At 73.1% G+C, this 18,638-nt stretch carries 18 protein-coding genes and 1 pseudogene; 10 read left to right on the forward strand and 9 right to left on the reverse strand.

Going from position 1 to position 18,638, the window contains the following annotated elements:
- The first annotated feature begins 32 nt into the window (after nt 1–32).
- Entirely contained in the window at nt 33–797 is a 765-nt protein-coding gene (locus ACIPN7_RS22210; RefSeq protein ID WP_400547379.1) for a TioE family transcriptional regulator, read from the forward strand.
- On the opposite strand, the gene ACIPN7_RS22215 is transcribed toward ACIPN7_RS22210, so the two are convergent.
- The 4 genes from ACIPN7_RS22215 to ACIPN7_RS22230 all read right to left on the reverse strand — a co-directional run bounded on the left by ACIPN7_RS22215 (nt 763) and on the right by ACIPN7_RS22230 (nt 5,465).
- Nucleotides 763–1,962, reverse strand: a complete 1,200-nt coding sequence (locus ACIPN7_RS22215) for an RNA polymerase sigma factor (protein ID WP_400547382.1) — start codon at nt 1,960–1,962, stop codon at nt 763–765. The genes ACIPN7_RS22210 and ACIPN7_RS22215 overlap by 35 nt on opposite strands.
- Before the next feature lie 76 nt (nt 1,963–2,038).
- On the reverse strand, nt 2,039–2,455 hold the full coding sequence (locus tag ACIPN7_RS22220; RefSeq protein ID WP_400547385.1) for a YciI family protein: 417 nt from the start codon (nt 2,453–2,455) through the stop codon (nt 2,039–2,041).
- A 156-nt stretch (nt 2,456–2,611) separates the two neighbouring features.
- Entirely contained in the window at nt 2,612–4,108 is a 1,497-nt protein-coding gene (locus ACIPN7_RS22225; RefSeq protein ID WP_400547388.1) for a tyrosine-type recombinase/integrase, read from the reverse strand.
- A 103-nt stretch (nt 4,109–4,211) separates the two neighbouring features.
- Complete coding sequence (locus ACIPN7_RS22230) at nt 4,212–5,465, reverse strand: MFS transporter (RefSeq protein WP_400547391.1); 1,254 nt, start codon at nt 5,463–5,465, stop codon at nt 4,212–4,214.
- 201 nt (nt 5,466–5,666) lie between these two features.
- Between ACIPN7_RS22230 and ACIPN7_RS22235 the strand changes: the two genes are divergently transcribed.
- Nucleotides 5,667–6,560: a winged helix-turn-helix transcriptional regulator gene (locus ACIPN7_RS22235; RefSeq protein ID WP_400547394.1), complete on the forward strand. Its 894-nt coding sequence runs from the start codon at nt 5,667–5,669 to the stop codon at nt 6,558–6,560.
- Between the two features lie 39 nt (nt 6,561–6,599).
- On the opposite strand, the gene ACIPN7_RS22240 is transcribed toward ACIPN7_RS22235, so the two are convergent.
- Complete coding sequence (locus ACIPN7_RS22240) at nt 6,600–7,286, reverse strand: LysE family translocator (protein WP_400547397.1); 687 nt, start codon at nt 7,284–7,286, stop codon at nt 6,600–6,602.
- 174 nt (nt 7,287–7,460) lie between these two features.
- Here ACIPN7_RS22240 and galE point away from each other — a divergent pair, with 174 nt between their 5' ends.
- The gene (gene galE, locus ACIPN7_RS22245) at nt 7,461–8,483 is read left to right on the forward strand and encodes a UDP-glucose 4-epimerase GalE (protein ID WP_400547400.1); all 1,023 of its coding nucleotides are present in this window, start codon (nt 7,461–7,463) and stop codon (nt 8,481–8,483) included.
- 82 nt (nt 8,484–8,565) lie between these two features.
- Here the strand turns inward: galE and ACIPN7_RS22250 are convergent, their stop codons facing one another.
- Nucleotides 8,566–9,924, reverse strand: a complete 1,359-nt coding sequence (locus ACIPN7_RS22250; RefSeq protein WP_400547403.1) for a hypothetical protein — start codon at nt 9,922–9,924, stop codon at nt 8,566–8,568.
- A gap of 205 nt (nt 9,925–10,129) precedes the next feature.
- Here ACIPN7_RS22250 and ACIPN7_RS22255 point away from each other — a divergent pair, with 205 nt between their 5' ends.
- Together ACIPN7_RS22255 and ACIPN7_RS22260 are read left to right on the forward strand one after the other, a co-directional pair.
- Nucleotides 10,130–10,468: a hypothetical protein gene (locus tag ACIPN7_RS22255; protein WP_400547406.1), complete on the forward strand. Its 339-nt coding sequence runs from the start codon at nt 10,130–10,132 to the stop codon at nt 10,466–10,468.
- Nucleotides 10,469–10,547: 79 nt separating this feature from the next.
- On the forward strand, nt 10,548–11,504 hold the full coding sequence (locus tag ACIPN7_RS22260; RefSeq protein WP_400547409.1) for a ribonuclease Z: 957 nt from the start codon (nt 10,548–10,550) through the stop codon (nt 11,502–11,504).
- A 128-nt stretch (nt 11,505–11,632) separates the two neighbouring features.
- Here ACIPN7_RS22260 and ACIPN7_RS22265 read toward each other — a convergent pair whose 3' ends face one another.
- Nucleotides 11,633–12,388 (reverse strand): hypothetical protein, encoded by a 756-nt coding sequence (locus ACIPN7_RS22265; RefSeq protein ID WP_400547412.1) that lies wholly within the window; start codon nt 12,386–12,388, stop codon nt 11,633–11,635.
- 181 nt (nt 12,389–12,569) lie between these two features.
- Here ACIPN7_RS22265 and ACIPN7_RS22270 point away from each other — a divergent pair, with 181 nt between their 5' ends.
- Both ACIPN7_RS22270 and ACIPN7_RS22275 read left to right on the forward strand, forming a co-directional pair.
- On the forward strand, nt 12,570–13,607 hold the full coding sequence (locus ACIPN7_RS22270; RefSeq protein ID WP_400547415.1) for a MerR family transcriptional regulator: 1,038 nt from the start codon (nt 12,570–12,572) through the stop codon (nt 13,605–13,607).
- A 33-nt stretch (nt 13,608–13,640) separates the two neighbouring features.
- Complete coding sequence (locus tag ACIPN7_RS22275) at nt 13,641–14,393, forward strand: tyrosine-protein phosphatase (RefSeq protein ID WP_400547418.1); 753 nt, start codon at nt 13,641–13,643, stop codon at nt 14,391–14,393.
- A 70-nt stretch (nt 14,394–14,463) separates the two neighbouring features.
- On the opposite strand, the pseudogene ACIPN7_RS22280 reads toward ACIPN7_RS22275, so the two are convergent.
- A pseudogene (locus tag ACIPN7_RS22280) lies at nt 14,464–14,967 on the reverse strand (GNAT family N-acetyltransferase); the annotation flags it as partial.
- Nucleotides 14,968–15,119: 152 nt separating this feature from the next.
- On the opposite strand from ACIPN7_RS22280, the gene ACIPN7_RS22285 reads away from it, so the two are divergent.
- Nucleotides 15,120–16,496: an NAD-dependent malic enzyme gene (locus ACIPN7_RS22285; protein ID WP_400547421.1), complete on the forward strand. Its 1,377-nt coding sequence runs from the start codon at nt 15,120–15,122 to the stop codon at nt 16,494–16,496.
- 110 nt (nt 16,497–16,606) lie between these two features.
- On the opposite strand, the gene ACIPN7_RS22290 is transcribed toward ACIPN7_RS22285, so the two are convergent.
- Nucleotides 16,607–16,804 carry a hypothetical protein gene (locus tag ACIPN7_RS22290; RefSeq protein ID WP_400547424.1) on the reverse strand — a complete coding sequence of 66 codons (198 nt, stop codon included), beginning with the start codon at nt 16,802–16,804 and terminating at the stop codon, nt 16,607–16,609.
- A gap of 112 nt (nt 16,805–16,916) precedes the next feature.
- Between ACIPN7_RS22290 and ACIPN7_RS22295 the strand changes: the two genes are divergently transcribed.
- Complete coding sequence (locus tag ACIPN7_RS22295; RefSeq protein WP_400547427.1) at nt 16,917–17,945, forward strand: LLM class flavin-dependent oxidoreductase; 1,029 nt, start codon at nt 16,917–16,919, stop codon at nt 17,943–17,945.
- A gap of 116 nt (nt 17,946–18,061) precedes the next feature.
- The gene (locus ACIPN7_RS22300) at nt 18,062–18,631 is read left to right on the forward strand and encodes a carboxymuconolactone decarboxylase family protein (protein ID WP_400547430.1); all 570 of its coding nucleotides are present in this window, start codon (nt 18,062–18,064) and stop codon (nt 18,629–18,631) included.
- Nucleotides 18,632–18,638 lie beyond the last annotated feature (7 nt).

Genomic DNA, 18,638 nt, shown 5'->3' on the forward strand with positions numbered 1-18,638 from the left:
GAGCAGGCAGCGCATGCAGAACAGGCGGGTGGATGGCGACGAACCCTCAAAGGACCGTTCGGCTGCGTCCGGTCGATCTCGCGCGGGAGCACGGTCTGTCCACGCAGGCGGTCCGCAACTACGAGGACGCCGGCATCCTCCCGGCCGCCGTCCGCACGCCGTCCGGATACCGCGCCTACACACCGCGGCACGCGCGCGCCCTGCGCGCGTTCCTCGCCCTGGTCCCGGGGCACGGGCACCGGACGGCGGCAGCGATCATGCGGGCCGTGCACGACGGCGCGGTCGGCGAGGCGTTCCGTCTGATCGACGAGAGCCACGCCCAGCTCCTGGAGGACCGCAGGATGCTCCGCGCCGTCGAGGACGCGCTGCGGGATCTCGACTCCGCGAAGACGAACGCGCACGCGGACCGGGGGCACGGCGCCGCCGCGGTCACCACCAACACCTTCATCGGTCCGCTCGCCGCCGCGCTCCGGATCCGGCCCGCGACCCTGCGCACCTGGGAGCGAGCCGGCCTGGTGCGCCCGCGGCGCGATCCGCAGACCGGGTACCGGGTCTACGACGAGGCCGCGCAACGGGACGCCCGGCTGACCCACCAGCTCCGGCGCGGCGGGTACCTCCTGGAGCAGATCGCCCCGCTGATCGGCCAGGTACGCACGGCCGGCGGGCTGGAACCCCTGGAAGCGACGCTGCACGAGTGGCACGGGCGCCTGACCGACCGGGGGCGGGCCATGCTCGCGGGGGCAGCCGCGCTGGACGCCTACCTCAGTGAGCAGCCCGCAGCCGCGCCGCCTGCTTGATGAGGTGCGTGCGCTCGGCCGAGCTCGCCGCCCGGTCTGCCGCGGCCGTGTAGTGGTCGATCGCGGCGGCGGCGTCGTCGGCGCGCTCGTACAGGTGGGCCGCCACGGCGTCCCACCGGGACAACCCCGGGTCGATCTCGGCCAGGGCCGCCAGGCCCGCCCGCGGGCCGTCGACCTGCCCGACGGCGACGGCCCGGTTCAGGGCGACGACCGGGTTGTCGGTGAGACCGGCCAGCTCGTCGTACCACTCGAGGATCTGCGGCCAGTCGGTCTCCTCCGCGGTGGGGGCGTCGTCGTGCAGGGCGGCGATGGCGGCCTGCACCTGGTACTGCCCGAGCGGATCCTGCCCGGCCGAGCGCTGCCCCCGCCGCCCTCGCGCCAGGGCGTCCTGCAGCACCTCCACTCCCTCGCCGATCATCGCGGTGTCCCACCGGGAGCGGTCCTGCTCGTCGAGCGGCACCAGCTCGCCCGAGCCGGTGTACCGGGCCTCGCGGCGGGCGTGGTGCAGCAGCATGAGGGCCAGCAGGCCGGAGATCTCGGGATCGGCCCCCTCGGGACGTGCCGCCGAGGCGACCGCGAGCTGACGGGTCAGCCGGATCGCCTCGTCCGCCAGCGAGATCTCGCCGGTGAACCCCTCGTTGAAGATCAGGTACAGCACGTGCAGCACCGCACGGACGTCCCCGGGCCGGTCGAACCGCTGGCCGCCGAGGGCGCGCTTGGCGCGCGAGATCCGCTGCGCCATCGTCGCCTCGGGGACCAGGAAGGCCCGCGCGATCTGGGCCGTGGTCAGGCCGCCGACGGCCCGGAGCGTCAGCGCGATCGCCGACGCCGGGCTCAGCGCCGGGTGACAGCAGCGGCTCAGGAGCAGCAGCGTGTCGTCGGACTGCTCGGTGGGCCCGGGCGACGGCTCGTCGTGGACCCGCTCCTCCCGCCGGCGGCGAGCGGCCTCGGACCGCTGGGCGTCGATGAGCTTGCGGCCGGCCACGCGCAGGAGCCAGGCCTTCGGGTCGTCCGGCGGGTCGTCGGGCCAGTGGCGGACGGCCTCGATGAGGGCTTCCTGGACGGCGTCCTCGGCCGTCGCGAAGTCTGCTCCGCGACGGACGAGGACGCCGAGGACCTGCGGCGCCAGCGTCCGCATCTGATCGTTCACCGCGTCGTGGTCCACACCAGGCCTCCCGTCGAGCTGCGTCTCCTCGAGCTGCGTCTCCTCGAGCTGCGTCTCCTCGGACTGCGCCGTCAGATCACTCGCTGATCGTCAGGTCCTCGCCGAGGAACGGCCGCACCTCGAGCCACTCGTAGATGGGCCGACCGCCCTGGCCGGGCGCCGCGGACAGCTCGGCCGCCGCCTCGTAGGCCCGGTCCTGGGACTCGACGTCGATGATCATCCAGCCGGCGATGAGGTCCTTCGTCTCCGCGAACGGTCCGTCGGTGACGGGCGGGCGACCCTCGCCGTCGTACCGGACGAACGTGCCCTCCGGGGACAGCGCGCCCTCGCTGACGAACTCGCCGGACTCGGTGAGCTTGTCGGCGAACCGGCGCATGTAGTCGATGTGCTCCGTGATCTCCTCGGGCGTCCACTGGTCCATCGGGACGTCGGTGCCCGGCACCCACTCCGGACCGCCGCGCCGGTAGTGCTTCAGCAGCAGGTACTTCGCCATGGTTCTCTCCCTGGGTCGCGGGCCCCGTGGGGCCCGTCCGAACTCGGTACGGACGCGGTCTCGCGCCCTCGACCCTAGGACGGAGCCCTCCTCGCGTTCTCGACATCAGGATCGTCGATCCGCCAGAAAAAAGTTCAGGACATTCGGACGTGCAGGTCAGCCCGCCCGGCCCCGCACGGTCCGGAGAGGTGTGACCGCCGCCGGCCCGTGCGGTCCGCGCCCGTCAGCCCCCGGCACGACGGCGGTCGCCTGGAACGCCGCGCTCATCGTCTCGCCCAGGGCGTCGAGGTCGTCCTCGAACAGCCCGGCGTAGGTGGACAGCGTCAGGACCGGCGACTCGTGCCCCAGCATCCGCTGCACCGCCTTGACCGTCGCGCCGCCCGAGATGGCCAGCGACGCCGCGGTGTGGCGCAGGTCGTGCAGGGTGAGCGTGTCGAAGTCCTCGGCGCCGGGCCCCAGCGTGGTGCGCGACAGCGCCGTCAGCAGGCGGGTGCGGCTCACCTTCTCGCCCCGCGTCATCGTCTCGCGCGCCCGGTCCGCGGCGGCCACCAGGGTCCACGTCGCGGGGTCGCAGATCCCGGTCGCCTCCCGGCCGCCGTCCGACTGGAGCCGGCGCACCGCGGTGACCACACCGTCGTCGTACAGCCCGGTGACGCGCGGCCCGGTGACGCGCAGGCCGGCGTCGTCCAGGCCCACGTCGTCCAGGCCCAAGGCCTCGCGCAGGGTGCGGACGGCGCGGCCGGCCGCCAGGACGGCGGGCCGGAACGCCGACCGGTCGAAGCTCTCGCGCCGCAGCGCCGTGCCCCGCGCCCCGGTGAACAGCAGGTCGCCGCGCGCCCGGCCCGCCGCCTGCTCGGCCACGGCCGGGACCAGGGACGCCGGCAGGGGCACCTCGCGACGCGCGTGCGTCTTGGTGTCGCCGAGCAGGAGCGTTCCGTCGTCCAGGCGGGTGTACGCCTTGGTGACGTGCACCCGGCGGCGCAGCGGGTCGACGTCGGCCACCGTCAGCGCGCTGACCTCGCCCCAGCGCAGGCCGGTCAGGGCGGTGAGCAGCACGAGGGTGCGCGTCTGGGCGGAGGTGGTCGCGTCCGCGACGCGCCGGAGCTGCTCGTGCGACAGGTAGCGGTGCGGCTTGGTCTTCGGGGCGCGGGGCAGGGCGGGCACCTTGCCCGACGGCGTCCGCGCGGGGTTGGTGCGCAGGCGGCGCGCGTCGACGGCGGCGTCGAGCAGGGCCACCAGGAGGCGGGCCGCGTCCCGGCGGCGGGCGGGCGAGGCGGTCTGCCCGGTGGTGGGGGAGGCCATGGTGGCAGCCCAGCGGGCGACGTCCTCGTGGGTGACCTGCCGCAGCGGCCGGTCGCCGAAGGTCGGGGCGACCAGCGAGCGGAAGCGTTCGCGCTCGGCCTCGATGGTGCGGGGCGCGCGGTCGACGCGGGCCTCCTGCCAGGTCGCGAACCACTCGGCGACGGTGACGCGGCCCGCGGACGGGTCGATCCACTCGGCGTGCTTGCCCGCTTCCTCCTGCCGCCGGGCCTCCGCGAGCGCCTCGCGCCGCACGGTGAAGCGGCGGGTGCTGCGCAGGCGGCCGTCGACGCGGAATCGCCCGATGTAGCCGGTGCGGCCGTCGGAGTCGGTGCGCTGCTCGGTGTACGCCACGGGGGCAGCGTAGTCGGGGCGTTCCGCCTGGTCGTGGTCGTGCTGGGTGTGTCGGGTCGGTGTGTTGGGTCGGTGTGTCGGGGAGCGGCGTGTCGAGCACGGCTCACGCCGCGGCGTGCTGCGGCTCGCTCGCGTAGTCCTCCAGGTTCCGCAGGCGCCGCACCGGGCTCGCCGCGAGGATCGCGGGGCCGGCGAGCATCACGAAGGCGGACCCGAGCAGCACCGCTCGGGTGCCGGCCGTCTCGGCGACCGCCCCGGCGATCAGGCCGCCCAGGGGGATGCAGCCCCAGGACACGAAGCGCACGGTGCCCATGACGCGGGACAGGAGCTCCGGCGGGCTCGCGACCTGCCGGTAGGTGCGCGTGACGACACTGCCGGGGACCACGCTGGCCGCGAAGGCGAGGTTGCCGACGGCGAAGCAGAGCCAGCCCCAGTGTCCGGTTCCGGCGGGGATCAGCAGCGCCGCGGCGAACCCGACGAGCCCGTCGAACAGCACGACGCGCGCCGAGCCGAACCGCCGCACGAGCCAGGGTGTCGCCCAGGCGGCGAGCAGCGCCCCGACGCCCTCGGTCGCCAGCAGCAGGCCGACCACGGCGGCCGGCGCGTGCAGCTCCCGGACCAGGTAGATCGCGAACAGGGCGAGCTGGGCGCCGCAGACCGTGTTGACCACGCACGCCCACCAGGTGCAGGGCGCCAGGACGGGGTGGCTGGTGACGAACCGCCAGCCCTCGGCGATCCGGCGGCGCAGCGGGGTCGGGTCGTCGTCGCCCGGCTGGCGGCGTTCGGGCAGGGTGCGCAGCAGCACGGCGGAGGCGACGTAGGACACCGCGTCGAGGAGCAGGGCGGGCGCGGCGCCGACGAGCTGGACGAGCAGCCCGCCCAGCGAGGGTCCGCCGAGCTCGGTCACCGCATGCGTCCCGGACATGAGCGAGTTGCGGCTGGTGAGCTGGTCGCGGGGCACCACGGAGGTGATGAACGTCGTGCTCGCGCTGAAGAAGAGCACCTCGGCGAGGTTGAGCGCGAGTGCCACGACGAAGAGCTGGGCCAGGGTCAGGTGGCCGGCCCACCAGGCAAGGGGGACCGATGCGATGGCGACGGCGCGGACGAGGTCGGTGCCGATCTGTGTGGCGCGCAGCGGCCAGCGCTGCACGATCGCGCCGGCGGGCAGCCCGATGACGATCCAGGCCAGGTAGGACGCCGCGGCGAGCAACCCGGTCTCGAACGGTCCGGCGTCGAGCACGAGGACGGCGGTCAGAGGGAGGGCGATCTTCGTGACCGCCGAGCCCATGTTGCTGGTCGTCGTGGCCGCCCAGAAGGTCCAGAAGGAGCGTGCGGCGGTCGGGGCCGTCGTCGTCATGGTGTGCCTCCGTCATGGTGGGTCGGGTGGTGGGTCGGGTGGTGGTGGGTTGGTGGGTCGGGTGGTGGTGGGTTGGTAGTGGGTTCCATTTTGGAACTCACTGCGCGTACAGTGGCAGAAGGACGACGGCCGGCGCAACGCGTGTTGGTGGCTGAGCCCGGCGACGCGGCCCGGGCGAGGACGTGCGAGAGGATGGCGCGCATGCGCAAGGAGGACCTGGCCGACGCCGACTGCGGGATCGCGCAGTCGCTCGGTGTCATAGGCGACTGGCAGAGCCTGCTGATCGTGCGCGAGGCCGCGGCCGGCGTCTCACGCTTCGACGCGCTCGCCCACGAGCTCGGGTTCAGCCGGCGCGCCCTGACCGAGCGGCTCGGCCGGCTCGTGGACGACGGCGTCCTGGAGCGGGTCCCGTACTCGGCGCACCCGCCCCGGTTCGACTACCGGCTCACCCGCCGCGGCGAGGGGCTCGTGCCCGTGCTGGTCGCCCTGCAGGAGTGGGGGACGCGCCACGTGATGGGCGACGGCACCGTCTCGGGCGCCGTCGGCGACGCCGAGGCCCGGCGCGTGCACGCCCTCGTCGGGACGCGGGTGCCGGACGTGACGCTCACGGCCCAGGACGGGAGCGCCGTCACCCTGGTGGATCCCGACCGCTGGACCGTGCTGTTCTTCTTCCCGGGCGCCTACGCCCCTGATACGGACGGGTACCCCGCCGGCTGGAGCGACATCCCCGGCACCCGCGGCTGCACGCTGGAGTGCGTCACGTACGCCGGGCGCACCGCGGCGCTCGCCGACGCCGGCGCGCGCGTGCTCGGCGTGTCCACCCAGCGGCCCGACCAGCTCGCGGCCTTCGCGGCGCACGCGGAGCTGCCCTACCCGCTGGCCTCGGACCAGGACGGCCTGGCGGCGTCCGCCCTGCGCCTTCCCGTGTTCCGCGCAGCCGGGACGGACCGCCTCAAGCGGACCACGCTCCTGGTCGCGCCCGACGGCACCGTGCACCGGGTCCAGGCACCGGTGATCGACCCGGCGGGTTCCGTGGACGACATGCTCGCCGCCGTGCGCGCTGAAGCCGTCCGAGCGGAGACCGGGCGCGCGTAGGCCGAGCAGACCGCGCGCGGGTAGGTCCGTGCGGGGCCGTCAGATCGCCCGCGCCTGTCCCGTCAACGCGTTCCAGCCGATGCGCCCGCCGAGGGTCAGCAGCACGACGCCGGTCACCCGGTCCGTCACCCGCGCGATCGCGCGCCCGGACAGCCACCGCTTCGCCAGGCCCGCGGCGTTGATCAGCAGCGCGAGCCAGGCCAGCCCGAGCACGTCGTGCTCGACCGCCAGGAGCAGGCCCATCAGGAGGTGCGGCACGCCGTCGGGCAGGAACTGCGGGATGGTGGCCAGGTAGAAGACGCCGACCTTGGGGTTCAGCAGGTTCGTCGTGGCGCCGAGGACGAAGGAGCGCCAGGGCGAACGCTCGACGCCCGGCACAGCGCCAGGCACAGCGTCGGGCAGGGCGCCGTCGGGCAGCGCGTCGTACCGCCCGGCGCGGAAGCTGGACCACAGCATCCGGCCGCCGAGCCACGCGAGGTAGGCCGCGCCCGCCAGGGTGAGCGCCCGGTAGGCCGTCTCGGAGGCGGCAAGCACCGCCGTCGCACCGACGGCGGCCGCGACGCCCCAGGCCAGGACGCCCACGTTGATGCCGAGCGCCGTGGCGTAGGCGTGCCTGCGGCCGCTGACGACGGCGGTCCGCAGCACCAGCGCGCTGTCCAGACCCGGCATGATCGTCAGCGGGATCGCGACCAGCGCGAACAGGAGCATCGCCTCAAGAACCGTCACGCGCGCGAACGTACCAGCGCCCGTCCCGCCAGCGCCCGTCCCGCCAGCGCCCGTCCCGCCAGCGCCCGTCCCGCCAGCGCCCGTCCCGCCAGTGTCTGTCCCGCCAGTGTCTGTCCTGCCCCTGCCTGTCTCACCGATGACCGGCACGCACGGACGAGCCGGTATTTTGGAGACATGCGCGTTCTCGTCTCCGGTGGAGCCGGCTACATCGGCTCACACACCGTCCTTGCCCTGGTAGCCGCCGGTCACGACGTCATCGTGGTCGACGACTTCTCGAACTCGAAGCCCTCGGTGCAGGGCCGCCTGGAGGCGCTCGCGGGTCGCGCGATCCCCTTCCACGGCTTCGACCTGACCGACGCCGACAAGACCGAGCGGCTGTTCGCGCACGAGCGGATCGACGCCGTGATCCACTTCGCGGGCTTCAAGGCGGTGGGGGAGTCGGTGACGAAGCCGCTGGAGTACTACCGCAACAACCTCGACTCGACCTTCGCCCTGGCGGCCTCGATGGCGAAGTACGGGGTGACCAAGCTGGTGTTCTCGTCGTCGGCCACGGTGTACGGCGAGAAGGCCCCCGTGCCCTACCAGGAGGACTACGAGCACCTGTCCTCCTCGTCGCCGTACGGGCAGACCAAGGTGATGATCGAGCGCGTCCTTACGGACATCGCGCAGATCTCCGAGGGCTGGAAGGTCGCGCTGCTGCGCTACTTCAACCCGGTCGGGGCGCACGCGAGCGGCGACATCGGCGAGGACCCGCAGGGTATCCCGAACAACCTGATGCCGTTCATCGCGCAGGTCGCGGTGGGCCGGCGCGAGCGGCTGACCGTCTTCGGGGACGACTACCCGACGGCGGACGGCACTGCCGAGCGCGACTACCTGCACGTCACCGACCTCGCCGCCGGGCACGTCGCGGCCCTGGAGCACCTGGACGACATGGTGGAGCCCGCGCGGGCGTTCAACCTCGGCACCGGCACCGGGACGTCGGTGCTGGAGCTGCTGAAGGCCTTCGAGCGCGCGGTCGGCCGCGAGCTGCCCTACGAGATCGGCCCGCGCCGCGCCGGCGACCTGCCTGCCTTCTGGGCCGACCCGACACGCGCCAACACCGAGCTGGGCTGGCACGCGACCAAGACCATCGACGACATGTGCGCCGACACCTGGCGCTGGCAGTCCCAGAACCCCAAGGGGTTCCCGGGCAGCTGAGCCTGCCTGTGCCGGACTGAGCAAGACTGACGCCGGCCGGCACGGGTCCGGCCCCCGGCTACCTCGCCGGGGGCCGGACCGGTCAGACCAGCGGGTTGCCGATCGGCGGCGTCTCCAGCCGGTCGAAGTCGAGCTGGGGCACGCCCTCGTCCGGGTCGGGGCCGACCGGCGGCCGGGAGTCGGTCCGGGGAGCCGGCATCAGGATCGGCCGCAGCTCCTGGCCGAGCGCGGGCCGCGAGTCTTGGCGGGAGTCGTGGCGGGAGGCGCGCTCGTTCACCGGCGGCTCCTCGCGCACCGTCCGGCGCACCGTGCGGTCCACCGGCTCGGCGTGCGCCTCCTCGAAGGCCCGCACGATCGACCAGGGCAGGCGGATGTAGCCCTCGACGTCGAACCCGTTGGCGATGGCCCAGGCGCGCATCTGCGCGGGGGTCGCCCGGCCGCGGCCGTCGGTGGGCTTCTTCGACCCCGACTCGTCCACCAGCTTGGGGAAGTCCACCGGCGTCGCCTCGACGATCGGCTCGATCACCGAGTCCCGGGCGCAGCCGATCGTGTCGGCGACCCGCCACAGCTCCTGACGGGCCTCCAGGTGGTAGCGGTCGGCCTCGATCGCCTGACGCACCAGCGCGTCGAAGAACGCCTTGCGGGCGGCGGCGGCGGCCTCGGGCGTCAGCCGGTACAGCGGCTCGGCCTCGGCCAGCCCCGCGGCGGTCTCCGCCGTCAGCCGCCCGTCCTGGAGGGTCTCCGCGAGGAGCGACAGGTAACCGTTGGTCCGCACGTCGGCGACGGCGGCGATCGCGTCGGCCAGCGGCTGGCCGCCGAGCGTCGTCAGCACGCCCGGACCGCGCCGGCCGGGCCACGGCCGCGGGGCGTCGGCGGTGCGTGTGGGCCCCTCCGGCCACGGGTAGACCCACGCGCGCAGAGTGACCTGCAGCAGCTCGGGCAGGTCCGGCAGGCCGGTCGCGCTCTGCACGAACCGGGCCAGGAGCCCGGCCACGGCCCGCGCCTCGCTGAGCGGGCTGGAGTTCGGCAGACCGCCCTCGTACGGGACCCCTGCGGCGGTGCAGCAGTCCGACAGCCGGCGGTGCACCAGGCCGGGCAGGTAGTGGTAGCTCGCGTCGATGATGGTGAGCTGGGCGAGCGTGGGCAGCTCCCAGCCCAGGTGGGACAGCTCGTTGCGCAGGACCTCGACGCCGAGCCGGCCGTTGTGCGTGACGATCGCCATCTGCGACAGGCGCTCGCGCAGGGTGGCGGCGACGTCGGCCAGCGCGATCCAGGCGCCGTCGGGGTGCAGCACCGCGGACCACTCGTCGACCACCCCGCCGCGCTCGTCGACGCGCACGACCGCTATCTCTCGCAGGCGTGCCCCAGCAAGCTGGATCCCGGTGATCCGGGTCGACACCGCTGCGTACGCGGGCTTGCCCACGCGTTCGTCCCTCGCCATGCGCGTCCTTTCTCGACAGCCGTGCCGCCGTTGGCGCTACGACGCGCCACAGGGTGCCATCTGCGCGAGAGTCCTGAAAGTGGAGATCGTACGAATATGTCGGATTCTGTGAAAATCACTACCAAAGATAGCGGACCGCCCCCCGATTATTAACACTTGCGGTGGGTGTTTGGCCACCGTCTGGGGCAGGGCAAAAGGGGAGGTCATGATGCTGGCGAAGTTATCGGTCATGGACTGGCGCGCCATCGCGGCGCTCGCGTTCGCACTTCCGTACGTCGCGCTGACACTGCTGGGTGATCGGTTCGGGTGGCTGCAGCTCTCGACTTCCGACGCTCTGACCAGCCCAGTCACCATTGTGGCACTGGGTTGCCTGCTTGCCGGAGCAGGCCTCGCGCTGACCCCGGCGATCCAGGGCGGGGCCTACCCGGTGCTGAACATCCTGGTGGGCGGAGCGATGCTGGCGGGCTTCGGCTGGGCGGTGCTGGTGCTGGCCCAGGCGCGCTACGGCTGCGACCCGATGAACGTCTTGCCCGGCTGCGGGTGATCTTTAGAAAGTTAAGAACCTAGTCGTTATCGGGAGATTTTCCCGTGCCGAGGGCTGCGCTCCGGGACACAATGCGAGCGTGTTCCAGCGTCCAGCCCACCATCGTGTCTCGAGCCGCGAGCTCGTCGCGCTCGGCACCGCGAGCCAGGTGCCCACCAGGACCCGCAACCACAACGGCTACGTGCTGTTCTGGGACGACGAGGTCATCCTGTTCGACCCGGGCGAGGGGTCCCAGCGCCAGATGCTGCACGCGGGGATCTCCGCGACGGCACTGACCCGCATCGCGATCACGCACCTGCACGGCGATCACAGCCTGGGCCTGGCCGGCGTGGTCCAGCGCATCAGCCTGGACGCGGTGCCGCAGACGGTGCCGGTGATGTTCCCGGCGTCGGGCCGCCGCTGGGTCGAGAACCTGTGCGACGCGACCGCCTACTACCACCAGGAGCGGCTCGCGCTGCAGGGGCTGAGCCGGGACGGCGTCGTGCCGCGCGTGCCGGGGGAGCTGCACGGCCCCGCGGTGCTGCGGGCGGCCCGGCTGGACCACTCGCTGGAGGCGTACGGGTACCGGCTCGACGAGCCCGACGGCCGCCGTATGGTCCCCGAACGCCTGGCGGCCGCGGGCATCTCGGGGCCCGACGTCGGACGCCTCGCCCAGGAGGGCACGCTGCGGGCCGAGCAGGGCGTGGTCCGGCTGGAGGACGTCAGCGAACCACGGCCCGGGCAGTCGTTCGCGTTCGTCATGGACACCCGGATGTGCGACGCCGTCGAAGACCTGGCCGACGGCGTGGACCTGCTCGTCATCGAGTCGACCTACCTGGACCGCGACCGGAACCTCGCGCGCGACCACGGGCACCTGACGGCGCTGGAGGCGGCGACGGTGGCCGCGCGGTGCGGGGTCCGCAGCCTGGTGCTGACCCACTTCTCGCAGCGGTACACCGATCCGGCCGAGTTCGAGAACGAGGCCCGCACGGTGTTCGACGGCGAGCTCACGGTCGCGTCCGACCTGGACCGGGTGGCGGTGCCGCGGCGGCGGTGAAGCGCAGCAGCTGGTCCAGGTCGGTTGCGGAGCCGGGCCGTCAGCGCTGGCGCCGGTCGTGTGAGCGGTCTAGCCTTGTCACGAAAGCCAGGGCAGGTCTCCTGGTTAATAGTTCGGCCGCGGCCCTTTCAGTTCTCGCTGAGGGGGCCGTCAGGCATTTCTGGGACAAGCGCGGGCTGCTGGGCGGCGACACCCGAGACCTGCTGATGGGACACCAGCCACATCTCCGCGGACGGCTCGATCTCTCGCAGGACCCGGCGGGCGGCCTTCAGCTGCAGGATGACGACGGCGACGACGAGCAGTGGTTCGAGGTGTGCGACGCGGTTGCGCAGGCGGTGCAGACGGTCGACGTCGCGGACGAGCTCCCGTACGGGCCGGCCCAGGCCGGGAAAGGCCTGGCGGATCGCCTCCTGCCACAACAGCTGCCGCCCGGGGTCGCGGCCGGGGAGCAGAAAGCGCCATGTGCCGAACGTCAGCTGGGCGAGGACGTCGTCATGCGTCACCGCGCGCTGGCTCGCGGCCGAGTCGTTGACGGCGAGCCTGGCCCGCCGTGTCGCCTTGTCGATCTCGTCGCGACGCACGATCCGCTCGATCAGGCGTGAAGGATCGAGCAACCACTCCTGGCCGTGGGCCCGACCCGATCTCGGATCGACCTGGGTCGCGTTCCACACGCGCAACCTCGCATCGATCGCGTTGCGGAGAAAGACCTCGACCAGGTGCAACATCTTGTAGACCGCCGAGGACATCTCGACGTTCCACTGGTACAGCGTGAGCGCCGCGCGCACGTTGCCGCCGCAGGCCCGCAGGTACGGGGCGAGCCGGGGCGCGCTGAGCAGCGTGGCGACCGCGCGATGGTGGGTCGCGGTCAGGGTGGGGACGGCCATCGATGACTCCTTGGAGCTGGAACTGAACGCCCCCAGGTTCGCAGAGATCGCGACGCTTGGCATGCTTTGACGCATCTTGTTGCTTATACGCAACGGCGCCTCGGCCCCCTTGACCTTCACCCTGGGGGAAGCACCAGTCTCCTGAGCACCGGCGACCCGCGCCGGGGACGAGGATGGCGACGTGGAGCACCTGAGCATCGGCGAGTTCGCCCGGACGTCCGGCCTGACGCCCAAGGCGTTGCGCCTGTACGACGAGCTCGACCTGCTGCGGCCGGCCCGGGTGGACCCGCTGACCGGGTACCGCTGGTACGCGCCGGACCAGCTCGACCGGGCCCGCCTGGTCGCTCGGCTGCGCCTGATCGGCATGCCCCTGGCCCGCATCCGCGAGGTCGCCTCCGCGCCGGTGGGCGTCGCGGCCGACCAGGTGCGGGCGTACTGGCGCCAGGTCGAGGCCGACACGGCCTCACGCCGCGACATCGTCGCCTCCGTCGTCGAACACCTGCGCACGAAGGAGACCACCATGCAGATCTCAGGCCCCACGCTCACGGCCCGCAGCGCCTGGCGGCTCGGCCAGGGCGCACGCGCCGCCCAGCAGGACGCGCTCCACGCGGGCGAGTCCTTGTTCGTCGTCGCCGACGGGTTCGGGCCGCACGGCAGCCCCGTCCCGGCCGGCCTGGCCGTCGACGCGTTCGCCACGATGGACCACCCCTGGAACGCGGCCGACGGCGACCCGGCGGCCGCGCTGGGCGCCGCGTTCGCGGAGGCTCAGCGCACGATCACCGCCGAGGCGGCCGCGCTCGCCGATCCCAGGCACTTCGGCACCACGGTCACCGCCGCGCTCCTGGTCGGCTCGACGCTGTTCAGCGCCCACGTCGGCGACTCCCGGCTGTGGCTCGTGCGGGACGGCCGGGCCGAGCAGCTCACCCGGGACCACACCGTGGTCGCAGCGCTGATCGAGGAGGGCCGGCTCACCGAGGACGAGGCGCGCTCCCACGAGGACCGCAGCCTCCTGAACCGGGCGCTCGTCCCGGCGGGGACCGGAGGGCACTCCGACGCCGGACCCGACCTGGCCACGACCGAGGTCCGGCCCGGGGACCGGCTCGTCCTGACCGGCGACGGCGGGCTCGCCAGACAACTACGCCCTCGTCGTCGTCGACCTCGGCGCCTGAGGTGGACGTCTGACCAGGTCGCGCTGTCCACGGGCAGTTCTACCCGTTGACCTGCCCGTGGACCCCCAACCACGATGCCGCACATGAGCAACCCGGTGAACCTCCAGGTCTGGGACGGTGCCGTCAACCTCCGCGATCTCGGTGGTCTCCCGCTGGAGGACGGCGGGACCACCGCCGCGGGGCGCGTCTGGCGCTCGGGTGCTCCCGAACCCATGACGCAGACGGGGTGGGCGGAGGCCGTCGACGCCGGGCTCACGACCGTCGTCGACCTGCGCAACCCCGCCGAGGTCAAGCAGGCGCACGACCTCATGCCCGACGCCGTGCGGCCCCGGGGGCTCGTCACGCTCAACACCCCGACCGAGGACCCGGGCGACCCGCACTTCCTGGAGACCTGCGGTCCCTGGCTCGACCATCCACGCTCCTACGCGCCCAACATCGCGATGTACCCGCACCTGTTCGGCGGCGTCTTCCGGGTGGTCGCGGACGCCCCCGGGCCCGTGCTGGTGCACTGCGCCGCCGGCCGCGACCGCACCGGGATGATCACCGCCCTGCTCCTGTCACTGACCGGCGTGGAGCACGAGGCGATCGCGCAGGACTACGAGCGCGCGTTCCGCGGCACCACGCACCGTGGCGGCGGCGTGGCCTACGACGTCGAACGCGGCGCCTGGGTACAGCACCGCGGCGAGACCTGGACCGCGCGCCAGCTCGACGAACGCGTCGGCGAGCGCCGTGCGGCCCTGCTGGAGTGGCTGGCGGAGCTGGACCCGGTCGCCTACCTGCGGTACGCCGGGCTGGACGAGGTGCGCATCACGAACCTGCGGGGGCTCCTGCGGTAGCCGAGCCGCCCGGGTCGGCTACCGGCAGCCCGCCGGCCTGCAGCTCCCCGGCCTGCAGCTCCCCGGCCTGCAGCTCCAGGGTCATGAACACGCTGTGCGGGTCCAGGGCGTAGCTCCCGAACGGCCCGCATCCGACGAACCCGTGCCGGGCGTAGAGGCGGCGAGCGGGCGCGAAGTAGTCCTGCGCCCCGGTCTCCAGGCTCACGCGCGCGTACCCGCGCCGCGCTGCCTCGGCCAGGACGGCGTCGAGCAGCGCCGAGGCGACGCCGCGGCCGCGCGCGTGGGCGGCGGTGCGCATCGACTTGATCTCGCCCTCCGGCCGCGCGCCGTGCCCACCGATCTCGCCGGCCCCACCGATCTCGCCGTGCCCACTGATCTCGCTGAGCGCACCGCACCCCAGCAGGACGCCGTCCTCGTCCCGGGCGGTCCAGAAGGTGATCGTCGGGGCGAGCAGCGCCGTATGGTCCAGGGCGTGCACGCTCTCCGCCGGGGAGGTGGCGAACATGTCGGTGAGGTGCTCGTCGAGCAGGCGCAGCACGTCGTCGCGGGCGGGGGAGTCCGGGGAGATCTTCACGCCACCATCCTGCGGGGCGCTCGCGGGTGCGCCGTCCGCATGCCGGGCTCGTGTGGCGCACGTCACGTCCTGGGGGTAGGAATCTCCAGGTGCGCGCACGCCCGTGCGCCTGTGCCGGCCGACGAGGGCCGGAGGACCGAGGAGAAACGACGATGTCGCTGCCGAGCCCGAGCTACACGATCACCCTGCGCGTGGAGGTGGCCGCCTCACAGCGCGCCACGAGCACGGTGGTAGCGGCGGTAGCCGACGCCGGGGCGGCGGTCATGGGCGTGGACATCGCGCACTCGACGTCGCACGGCCTGGTCGTGGACGTCACGTGCGACACGATCGACGCCGAGCACGGTGAGCGGGTCGTGGCGGCCGTGAACGCCGTCGAGGGCGCGGAGGTGCTCAAGTCGAGCGACTCGACGTTCCTGATGCACCTGGGCGGCAAGATCGAGGTCACCAACAAGGTGCCGCTCAAGACGCGCCGCGACCTGTCGCGCGCGTACACGCCGGGGGTGGCGCGGGTGTGCCTGGCGATCGCGGACAAGCCCGAGGACGCGCGCCGGCTGACGATCAAGCGCAACACGGTCGCCGTGGTCACGGACGGCACGGCGGTGCTGGGCCTGGGCGACATCGGCCCGGCCGCGGCGCTGCCCGTGATGGAGGGCAAGGCGGCGCTGTTCAAGGAGTTCGGCGGGGTGGACGCCTGGCCGGTGTGCCTGGACACCACGGACACGGACGAGATCGTGCGGATCGTCAAGGCGATCGCGCCCGTCTACGGCGGCGTGAACCTGGAGGACATCGCCGCGCCGCGCTGCTTCGAGATCGAGGCGCGGCTGCGCGAGGAGCTGGACATCCCGGTGTTCCACGACGACCAGCACGGCACGGCGATCGTGGTGCTGGCGGCGCTGGTCAACGCCCTGAAGGTGGTGGGCAAGGACTTGGCGGACGTGCGGATCGTGGTGTCCGGCGTCGGCGCGGCGGGCAACGCGATCATCCGGCTGCTCAAGGCGCAGGGGGCGCGGCACATCGTGGCGTTCGGCCGGGACGGCGCGCTGCACCCGGGCGTGGTCACGGACGACCCGCACCGGCGCTGGCTGGTGGACAACACCAACGTCGACGGCTTCTCGGGCACGCTGCAGGAGGGCCTCAAGGGCGCCGACGTGTTCGTCGGGGTCTCGGCGGGCGGGATCCTGTCGGGTGCGGACGTGGCGCAGATGGCGCAGGACGCGATCGTGTTCGCGCTGGCCAACCCGACCCCGGAGGTGGACCCGCTGGAGGCGGCCGAGTCCGCGGCGGTCGTGGCGACGGGGCGCAGCGACTACCCGAACCAGATCAACAACGTGCTGGCCTTCCCGGGCCTGTTCCGGGGGCTGCTCGACACGGGCGCCACGGACATCACCACGGAGCTGCTGCGCGTGGCCGCCGTGGCGATCGCCGAGGTGGTCGCGCCCGACGAGCTGAACAGCGCGTACATCATCCCGGGCGTGTTCGACCACCGGGTCGCGGACGCCGTGGCGGACGCGGTGCGCAAGCAGGTGTGAGCGCCCGCGCGCCTTGCGCGAAGGACCCTGCCGGGCGGCGGTGGCCGCCGTCCGGCAGGGTCCTTCGGTCTCCTTCGGGCCTTGCCGTCGGGCAGGGCCTGTCGGGAGTGTCAGCCGCCGATGCTGCCGATCGTCGAGTTCACGATGCCGCTGACGACGGCAGCGGTGCCCAGGACGAGAACGAGCAGCGCGCCGGTGGAGGCCACCAGGGGGATCCACCAGCGCACGGTCTCCGGCTGGGTGCGACCGTAGAAGTGGTCGGGCTGCGCGGAGGTGGTGCGGTCGAGGAAGGCGTCGTTGTTGCTCACACTGATAGAGACGTCCGACGGGCTCGAAACGATGCCCGCATGCCGATAACGGTTCGGGAACGGTCGTACCGTCCCGGGACGGGACGAGCACCCCGGGGGAGTTGAGGTCAGCGTGAAGAACATCGGGTTCCTGTCCTTCGGTCACTGGACACCGCATCCGCAGTCGGGCACCCGCTCGGCGTCGGACGCGCTGCTCCAGTCGATCGACCTGGCCGTGGCCGCCGAGGAGCTGGGGGCCGACGGCGCCTACTTCCGCGTGCACCACTTCGCGCGACAGCTCGCCTCACCGTTCCCGCTGCTGGCAGCGATCGGGGCGCGCACCAGCCGCATCGAGATCGGCACGGGCGTGATCGACATGCGCTACGAGAACCCGCTGTACATGGCGGAGGACGCCGGTTCGGCGGACCTGATCTCCGGCGGCCGGCTGCAGCTCGGCATCAGCCGAGGGTCACCCGAGCAGGTGATCGAGGGCTACCGGCACTTCGGGTACGAGCCGGCGCCGAAGGACGCCGGCGGCGCGGACCTGGCCCGCGAGCACACCGCCCGGTTCCTGGAGCTGCTCGACGGCGAGGGCTTCGCCGAGCCCAACCCGCGCCCCATGTTCCCCAACCCGCCGGGCCTGCTGCGGGTCGAGCCGCACTCCGACGGGCTGCGCCGGCGCATCTGGTGGGGCGCCGGCTCCCGTGCGACGGCCGAGTGGACGGCGGCCCAGGGCATGAACCTCATGTCGTCCACGCTGCTCACCGAGGACACCGGCGTACCGTTCCACCGGCTGCAGGCCGAGCAGATCCAGCGGTTCCGGGACGCGTGGGCGGAGGCGGGGCACGAGCACGAGCCGCGGGTGTCCGTCAGCCGCAGCATCTTCCCGATCACCGACCAGCGCGACCGGCAGTACTTCGGCATGGAGGTCTACAGCGAGGACCAGGTGGGCCACCTCGACACCGGGCCCGCCCGGTTCGGCAAGACGTACGCGGGCGAACCCGACGCGCTGGTCGAGGACCTGCGCGAGGACGAGGCAGTCGCGGCCGCCGACACGCTCCTGCTGACCGTGCCCAACCAGCTCGGCGTCGACTACAACGCGCACGTCATCGAGAACATCGTCAAGCACGTGGCGCCGCCGCTCGGCTGGCGCGCCGGCTGACGTCCGGCGAGGGTGCGAACGCGATGACCGCGGCCACCGGCGGGTGAGATCCGCGGGCGCCGATCTCACCCGCCGGCCGGCTGTCGGGCCGACGACGGCGGTGGGACGCTGCGAACATGACCATCATCAGGACGCCCGAGCCCGCCGAGGCCACCGGCGCCTGGGCCGAAGGGTACGCCGGAGACCTCGGCGAGCTCGGTTACGTGCCCAGCCACACCCGGGTCATGGCCGCCAACCCGCAGGCGCAGCGCGCGTTCGAGGACCTGACCGGCGCGATCGTGCCCAGCATCGGCCTGCGCCTGTACGAGCTGGTCACCCTCGCCGCCGCGGGCGCCCTGCGGTCGCAGGCCTGCCGCCTGGCCCACGGGCGCAAGTCCCGCACCGTGTTCGACGACACCCAGCTCGAACGCATCGCCCTCGACTACCACGCCGCCGGGCTCAGCGAGCTCGAGGTCACCGCCATGGAGCTCGCCGAGCGCATCAGCCGCGACTCGACCGCGCTGACCGAGCAGGACACCCGGCGGCTGCGTGACCTCGGGCTCACCGACCGGCAGATCGTCGACGTCGTGCTGGCCGCCGCCGCCCGGAACTACTTCAGCCGGGCCCTGCACGCCCTCGCCGTGCCGCCCGACGTCCCGCCCGACCTGCCGGACAGCCTCCGGGAGGCGCTGCTGACCGGGATGTGAGCGTCGG

This window comes from Promicromonospora sp. NPDC090134, from assembly GCF_044746965.1.
Classification (GTDB): Bacteria; Actinomycetota; Actinomycetes; order Actinomycetales; family Cellulomonadaceae; genus Promicromonospora.

What these genes read in the sequence shown, in the direction of transcription:
- ACIPN7_RS22210 (WP_400547379.1), top strand. Translation starts at nt 33, where the DNA reads ATGGCGACGAACCCTCAAAGGACCGTTCGGCTGCGTCCGGTCGATCTC.
- ACIPN7_RS22220 (WP_400547385.1), bottom strand. Translation starts at nt 2,455, where the DNA reads ATGGCGAAGTACCTGCTGCTGAAGCACTACCGGCGCGGCGGTCCGGAG.
- ACIPN7_RS22230 (WP_400547391.1), bottom strand. Translation starts at nt 5,465, where the DNA reads ATGACGACGACGGCCCCGACCGCCGCACGCTCCTTCTGGACCTTCTGG.
- ACIPN7_RS22235 (WP_400547394.1), top strand. Translation starts at nt 5,667, where the DNA reads ATGCGCAAGGAGGACCTGGCCGACGCCGACTGCGGGATCGCGCAGTCG.
- galE (WP_400547400.1), top strand. Translation starts at nt 7,461, where the DNA reads ATGCGCGTTCTCGTCTCCGGTGGAGCCGGCTACATCGGCTCACACACC.
- ACIPN7_RS22250 (WP_400547403.1), bottom strand. Translation starts at nt 9,924, where the DNA reads ATGGCGAGGGACGAACGCGTGGGCAAGCCCGCGTACGCAGCGGTGTCG.
- ACIPN7_RS22255 (WP_400547406.1), top strand. Translation starts at nt 10,130, where the DNA reads ATGATGCTGGCGAAGTTATCGGTCATGGACTGGCGCGCCATCGCGGCG.
- ACIPN7_RS22265 (WP_400547412.1), bottom strand. Translation starts at nt 12,388, where the DNA reads ATGGCCGTCCCCACCCTGACCGCGACCCACCATCGCGCGGTCGCCACG.
- ACIPN7_RS22275 (WP_400547418.1), top strand. Translation starts at nt 13,641, where the DNA reads ATGAGCAACCCGGTGAACCTCCAGGTCTGGGACGGTGCCGTCAACCTC.
- ACIPN7_RS22285 (WP_400547421.1), top strand. Translation starts at nt 15,120, where the DNA reads ATGTCGCTGCCGAGCCCGAGCTACACGATCACCCTGCGCGTGGAGGTG.
- ACIPN7_RS22300 (WP_400547430.1), top strand. Translation starts at nt 18,062, where the DNA reads ATGACCATCATCAGGACGCCCGAGCCCGCCGAGGCCACCGGCGCCTGG.